Source organism: Amnibacterium endophyticum, assembly GCF_042680685.1.
Lineage (GTDB): Bacteria > Actinomycetota > Actinomycetes > Actinomycetales > Microbacteriaceae > Amnibacterium > Amnibacterium endophyticum.
Genome location: NZ_JBHUEA010000002.1, coordinates 141,022 through 147,916 on the forward strand (window position 1 = coordinate 141,022; position 6,895 = coordinate 147,916).

Annotated in this window: 3 protein-coding genes and 1 pseudogene; 3 read left to right on the forward strand and 1 reads right to left on the reverse strand. The window is 75.3% G+C overall.

Going from position 1 to position 6,895, the window contains the following annotated elements; all coding sequences use genetic code 11:
* The first annotated feature begins 57 nt into the window (after positions 1–57).
* A complete protein-coding gene (locus ACFSBI_RS02025; RefSeq protein ID WP_377931515.1) occupies positions 58–2,397 on the forward strand; it encodes a transglycosylase domain-containing protein in 2,340 nt (779 codons plus the stop codon).
* A gap of 14 nt (positions 2,398–2,411) precedes the next feature.
* On the opposite strand, the gene ACFSBI_RS02030 is transcribed toward ACFSBI_RS02025, so the two are convergent.
* Positions 2,412–3,149 (reverse strand): alpha/beta hydrolase family protein, encoded by a 738-nt coding sequence (locus tag ACFSBI_RS02030; RefSeq protein WP_377931516.1) that lies wholly within the window; start codon positions 3,147–3,149, stop codon positions 2,412–2,414.
* Between the two features lie 141 nt (positions 3,150–3,290).
* Here ACFSBI_RS02030 and ACFSBI_RS02035 point away from each other — a divergent pair, with 141 nt between their 5' ends.
* Together ACFSBI_RS02035 and ACFSBI_RS16270 are read left to right on the forward strand one after the other, a co-directional pair.
* Positions 3,291–6,410 (forward strand): FtsX-like permease family protein, encoded by a 3,120-nt coding sequence (locus tag ACFSBI_RS02035; RefSeq protein ID WP_377931517.1) that lies wholly within the window; start codon positions 3,291–3,293, stop codon positions 6,408–6,410.
* 14 nt (positions 6,411–6,424) lie between these two features.
* A pseudogene (locus tag ACFSBI_RS16270) lies at positions 6,425–6,874 on the forward strand (ATP-binding cassette domain-containing protein); the annotation flags it as partial.
* Positions 6,875–6,895: the final 21 nt, after the last annotated feature.

Here is a 6,895-nt window from a genome sequence, read left to right on the forward strand (position 1 = left end):
CCATCAGGAGGCTTCTCGAGCGGGAACCGGGAGGTGGCCGGGAGGACGCTGTCGCCCGTGCCACAGCAGGTCGCCCCTCGACGCCGCTCCTCGCGCGCCTCCGCGCTCCTCGGACTCCTCGCCATCGCGGTCGTCGCGGGGATGATCCTCGCCGTCTCCGTCGTGCCCGCCGTCGCCCTCGGCGGCCAGGCGGTCACGAACGGCGTCAAGGCCTTCGGGGACATGCCGGGCGACCTCGCCGTGAAGCCGCTCGACCAGAAGACGCGCATCTACGCGAAGGACGGCAGCAAGGAGGTGCAGATCGGCGCCTTCTACGCCCAGAACCGCGAGGTGATCCCCTGGTCGCAGATCACCCCCGCCGTCGAGGACGCGGTGATCGCCGGCGAGGACGTCCGCTACTGGCAGCACGGCGCGCTCGACCCGTACGGCATGGTGCGCGCCGCGATCGGCGACGTGCTCGGGCACCCCCTGCAGGGCGCGTCGACGATCACGCAGCAGTACGTGAAGAACGTCTGCGTGCAGCAGGCGGAGAGCCTGTCGACCACCGCGAAGGTCGACGCCGCCTACAAGGTCTGCACCGACACGTCGCTCGCCCGCAAGCTGCAGGAGGCGCGGTACGCGATCGCCGTCGAGAAGCGGTACACGAAGCAGCAGATCCTGCTCGCGTACCTGAACATCGCGGGCTTCGGCGGCCAGGTGTACGGCATCCAGTCCGCCGCCCGCCGCTACTACGACGTGAACGCCGACAAGCTGACGGTCGCGCAGGCGGCGAGCCTCGTCGCGATCGTGAACGACCCGCAGAACCTGCGCCTCGACATCTCCGGCAACCTCGCCGCGAACACCGCCCGCCGCGACTACATCCTCGGCGTCGAGGCGCAGCAGCACATGATCACGGCCGCCCAGTACGCCGCCGCGAAGGCGACGAAGGAGCAGCCGAAGATCACGACCTCGACCTCGGGGTGCGACACGACCGGCGAGGCCGGCTTCTTCTGCCGCTACGTCGTGAACACGATCCTCAGCGACCCCGCGTACGGCAAGACGCCCCAGGAGCGGCTCGACTCGCTCGAGACCGCCGGCTGGAAGATCGACACGACGCTGAACCTCAAGGTGCAGCAGGCGGCGCAGGCCGCCGAGGACAAGTACATCCCGAAGTCGTCGCCGTCGTTCTCGATCGGCGGCTCCGCGGTGTCCGTGCAGGTCGGCACCGGCCGGATCCTCGACATGGTCGAGAACAAGGACTACAGCGAGACCGGCAGCGCCACCTCCACCGCCGTGAACTACAACGCGAACGCCGCGCTCGGCGACAGCAACGGCTTCCAGCCCGGATCGACCTACAAGCTCTTCACCCTGCTCGACTGGCTGGAGACCGGGCACAGCCTGAACGCCGTGGTCGACGGCTCGGGCCGCACCATCCCCGCCTCGCACTTCACCGCCTGCGGCGCCACCTACCAGGGCGACCCCTGGCACCTCCACAACGACTCGACGGCGTACGACGGCCGCACCTCCGTGCTGCGCGCCACGGCCTACTCGATCAACGGCGCCTTCGCCTCCATGGCGGAGCAGCTGGACCTCTGCGACATCCAGAACATCGCCTTCTCGATGGGCGTGGTGCCCGCGGACGGTGACATGAAGCCGGCGATGTACCTGCCCTTCGTCATCGGCGGCACCTACGGCGTCTCGCCGGTCTCGATGGCAGGGGCCTACGCCACGGTCGCGAACCACGGCGTGTACTGCGCCCCGATCGCGATCGACACGATCGTCGCGCCGGACGGCCACACGCTGCCCGTCCCCTCCGCCCGCTGCCACCGCGTGATCCCGGCGCCGGTCGCGAACGCCGCCGAGTACGCGCTGAAGACCGTGTTCCAGTACGGCACCGCGTCGGGCGACAACACCCCCGACGGCGTCTACGAGTTCGGGAAGACCGGCACCACGAACAGCGCGGTGCAGACCTGGGCCGACGGCACCTCGTCGAAGGCGACCACCGTCGTCTGGGTCGGCAACAACGGCACCCTGCAGTCGCTGTGGAAGGTGAACCTGGGCTACTGCGCGGCCGGCGGCGGCACCTCCGGCTCCGTGCAGCGGCACTGCGTCTACAAGGCGATCCAGGAGGCGATCGACCAGCAGTACGGCGGCGCGACCTCGTGGGCGGCGCCCGACCCGCAGTACCTCGCGGCCGCGCACGTCTCGACCGCGCCGTCGACGTCGACCTCCGGCCCGGGCTCGTCGGCGGCGACCCCGGCCGGGGGCGCGGGCACGACCGGCGCGGCCGGTGCCGCCCCGGTCGCGCCCGCGCCGCAGCCCAGCACCGCACCCGCGCCCTCGCCGTCACAGGCGCCCGCGCCCGCCGCGTCCGATCCCGCGTCGAACCCCGCGTCCTCCGCACCCGCGGGCGGCTGACGCGGCAGCGGGGCTCAGGCCGCGGCGCGGATCTGCTCGAGCGCCGCGGTGAGGGCGTCGAAGGCGGGGTGCGCCGGATCGATGACGACCATGTGGTCGCCCTCGACCACCGCGACGGCGGCGTCCTGGCCGGCCTCGCGCGCCGCGGCGACGTAGGTGTCGGACTGGTTCATCGGCACGACGTCGTCGCGGTCGCCGTGCACGATCCGCACGGGCCGCGACGGATCGATCCGTGCGATCGGGTCCGCCGCCGCGTAGCGGTCCGGATGCTGCGCTGCCGTGCCGCCGAGGAAGTCCGTGACGGCGCCGGAGCCGATCCCCTCCTCGTCCCCGAGCCGCAGGTTCAGCGCGCCCGCCAGGCTGACCGCGCCCGCGAGCGGCAGCACCGCGTCCGGGCGGGAGAGCGCCCAGACCGCGAGGTGCCCGCCGGCGCTGTGCCCCACGGTGACGACGGGGCCGAGGTCGAGGCCGCGGTCCGCCGCGACGGCGCCGAGCAGCTCGATCGCCGCGGCGACGTCGTCGAGGGTCTGCGGGTAGCCGCCGCCGTTCGGCAGCTGCCGGTACTCGATCTGCCACACGTGCCGGCCGCGCGCAACGAGCGCCTCCGCGAGCGGGGTCGGGCCGTCGAACAGCTCGGGCGCGCCCCGCCAGAAGCCGCCGTGGATGAGCACGACGGTGCCGACCGCGTCCTCCGCAGGATGCAGCACCGCGTACCGCATCGGACCGTCCCCGTACTCGAACCGCTCCGTCACGGGCCGGACGCTACCCGCGACACGCTGCACGCCGGCCGCCGCGAGCGCCTCCGATCCGCAGCCGTGCGATCCTCGACGCGTGCGCGTCGACGTCGAGCGGGAGCGCCCGCTCGACCCGTGCGCCGTCGTCCGGGCCGGTCGATGGGGCTGCTGAGGCTCGCGCTCGCGGGGCTGTGGTGGCGCCGCGGGACGTCGGCGCTGCTGCTCGTCGTCGCGCTGTTCACGACGACCGCGGCGGCCGCGGCGCCCTCCTACGCCGCCTCGGCGCGCGACGCGGTGCTGCAGGCGGCGCTGCTGCGCGCGCCTGTCGGCGAGCGCGGCACCGGCATCACGGCCTCCACCACGGTGGTCGGCGAGCCGTCGACTGCCGCGCTCGAGGCGGCGGTGCGCGACGCGTTCTCCGGCCCGGCCCGTGCCGCGTACCCGAGGCCGGTGCTGGAGCTGTCGGTCGTGCAGCGGGCGGCGGACGCGCAGGCCGCCGGCGCCCCGTACGTCTCGGTGGTCGACCGGGCCGGCGTCTGCGACGCCCTCACGATCACCGCGGGGCGCTGCCTGCGCGAGTCCGAGCGCACCGGCGTCGTGATCGACGAGGCGACGGCCCGCGCGCAGCGCCTGCGGGTCGGCAGCACGATCGGCGTCGCCGGGATCGGCCTCCGCGGCCCGACCGTCGACCTGAAGGTGGTCGGTATCGCGCGGAAGACGGACGCGAGCGCGCCGTACTGGTTCGGCGGGGACGACGCGAGCGGCCCGGTCGCGCTGCAGGTGTGGGCGCCGCGCTCCTACTTCAGCGCGCTCCGGGCGCAGCCCGGCGACCAGGTCACCGCCACGGCGGACCTCGCGCTCGAGACGGGCCGCGTGCACGCCGAGTCGATCGACGCGTTCTCGCGCTCGGTCGGCGGCGCCGTGCGCGCGCTGCGGTCCGCGCCCGGCACCCCGACCGTCTCGACCGGGATCGACTCGGTGGTCTCCGCCGGGCTCGCGAGCAGCACGCTCGTGCTCGTCCCCATCGTCGTGACGATCGCCGAGCTGCTGGCTCTCGGCTGGTTCCTGCTGCACACCCTGATCGGCGGCGCCGCCGAAGCGCGCGGGGCGGAGGTCGCGCTCGGCAAGGTCCGCGGCCTGACCGGCGGCCGCACCCTGCTGCTGGTGCTGCTCGAGCCGACGCTGCTCCTCGCCGCCGCCGTCCCCCTCGGCGTGCTGATCGCCACCGCCGTGGAGCACGCGTTCGTCCCCGGCGTGCTCGGCGCGGACGTCGACGTGCGGGTCGGCTGGACGTCGTGGCTCGCCGCGATCGGCGCCGCCGCGGGCGGCCTGCTCGCGACCGCAGCCGCGAGCCTCGGCGTGTTCCGCCGCCCGGTGCTCGAGCAGTGGCGGCGCACCAGCCGGACGCCGTCGCGGCGCGGGCTCGTCGTCGAGATCGTCCTCGTGGTGCTCGCCGTCGCGGGCGTCGTGCAGCTGCGGCTCTCCGGCGCGCTCGCGGCCGGCAGCGCCAACGGCATCGCGCTGCTCGCCCCGATGCTGCTGCTCGTCGCAGGGGCGCTCGTCGCGAGCCGGCTGCTCGTGCTGCTCGCCCGCCTCGGGTTCGGCCCGACCCGCGCGACCGGCGCGGTCGCGGCCTTCGTGGGCCTGCGCCAGCTGGTGCGCCGGCCCGCGGGGCGCCGCACCTTCGGCGTCGTGGCCGTCGCGGTCGCCCTCGCCGTCTACGCGCTCAGCAGCGTCGTCGTCACCGGGGAGAACCGCGACCAGCGCGCCCTCACCGACGTCGGCGCCCCGACCGTGCTGCACATCGAGCCCGACCCGCGGACGGCGGCGCGCATCGCCTCCGTCGACCCCGACGGGCGGTCGGCGACCGCGGTGGCGGAGGTCCCGATCGACGCCTCCACCTCCTCCGACCTGTTCGGCACCGGGGCGTCGACCACCGCCTCCCCCGTCATGCTCGTCGTCGACCCCGGCCCCTTCGCCGCCGTCGCCCACTGGCGCAGCGACTTCGGGTCCGCCCCGCTCGCGCGGCTCACGCGGCCGCTCGCCGCGCCCGCGCCGGCCGCGCCCCGCATCACCGGCACGGCGCTGCGCATGGCGGTCACGGGCCGCACCGTCCCCGACGGGCTCACCCTGCAGGCCGACCTCGTCGACCCGCGCGGCACGTCCGTCACCGCGGCCCTCGGCACGCTGCAGCCGGGGGCCCGCAGCTACACCGCGGCCGTCCCGGCCTGCGCGGACGGCTGCGCGCTGCGCCGGATCTACGTGACACGCTCGAGCCTCTCTGCCGGCCTGCTCACCGTGCGCTTCACCGTCACCGGCGCCGAGGGCGTGACCGACGGCGCACCCGCGCCCGCCAGGCCCGCGATCACGGCCGTGCGGTGGGCGCCGCTGAACCCGTTGCCGCCCGGGCAGGTCACCCCGGCCGAGCGTCTGGACACGACCTCCCGCGGGCTCGACGTCGCCGTCAACGTGTCCGGCTCACCCAGCCCGACCGCCCCGGGCTTCGGCGGCGTCGCGGGTGCTCCGGATGTCGTCCCGGGCCTCGTCGCGCAGGCGATCCGCGGCGGCGCGTCCTCACTCACCGTGCTGACGCCGGACCGCGCCGCGCTGCCCCTGCGACCCGTCGGCCAGGTGTCGGTGCTCCCCCGGGTCGGCGACGCCGGGGTCGTCGTCGCCCGTGACTGGCTGCTCGCCGCGTCCCCCGGCGGTGCCGCGCTCTCCCAGCCCGACCAGGTGTGGATCGGACCGGACGCGCCCTCCGACACCGTGCAGCGCCTCCGGGCCGCCGGGGTGCAGGTGCTCTCGATCGACCGGGCGGCCCAGCGGGCGCAGGTGCTCGCCGCTGAGGGGCCGGCGTTCGCCTCCGCGCTGATCCTCGCGAGCGGCGCGACCGCCGTGCTGCTCGCGGTCTTCGCCGTCGTGCTCGGTCTCGTGCTGCTCGCGCGGCGACGGGTCTTCGAGCTGTCCGCGATGCGGGCGCTCGGCATCCGCCGCCGCAGCCTGCTCGGCACGCTGCTCGTCGAGCAGGCGGCGCTCGTGATCACGGCGACGGCGACCGGCCTCGTGCTCGCGCTCGTCAGCGTGCAGCTGGCGCTGCCCGCGGTGCCGGCGTACGCGGACCAGCCGCCGTTCCCCGCGTTCGTCGTCGACCAGCCGGTCGGCCTGCTGCTCGCGGTCGCGGGCGGGGTCGCCCTGCTGCTGATCGCCGCGGTCGCGATCACGGGCGCCGCGCTGGTGCGGAGCGCGTCGGTCGTGCGGCTGCGGGAGGCGGAGCAGTGAGCGCGCTCGTCGACGTGCGGCAGGCCGTCTGCATCCACCGCACCGCCGAGAGCGAGGTCGTCGCGCTGCGCGGCGCGGACCTCCACGTCGAGGACGGGGAGCTCGTCGCCCTCGTCGGGCCCTCCGGCTCCGGCAAGTCGACGCTGATGGCGCTGCTCGCCGGCCTGCTGCGGCCGAGCGCGGGGCGGGTCGAGGTGCTCGGGGAGGACGTCGGGCGGGCGAACGAACGGCAGCTGCTCGCGCTCCGCAGCACAGGGCTCGGGATGCTGATGCAGGGGCCCGAGCGCAACCTGCTGCCCTACGCGTCGGTGCGGGCGAACGTCGAGCTGGCTGGGCTCGGATCGCGGATGCGCTCGTCCGCCCGCCGCCGCCGCGCGGACGAGCTGCTGGACGCGGTCGGGCTGACGTCGTCGGCGCACCGCTCCGTCCGCAGCCTCTCGGGCGGCGAGCAGCAGCGAGGCGCGTTCGCCCCGGCGCGCGTCGCG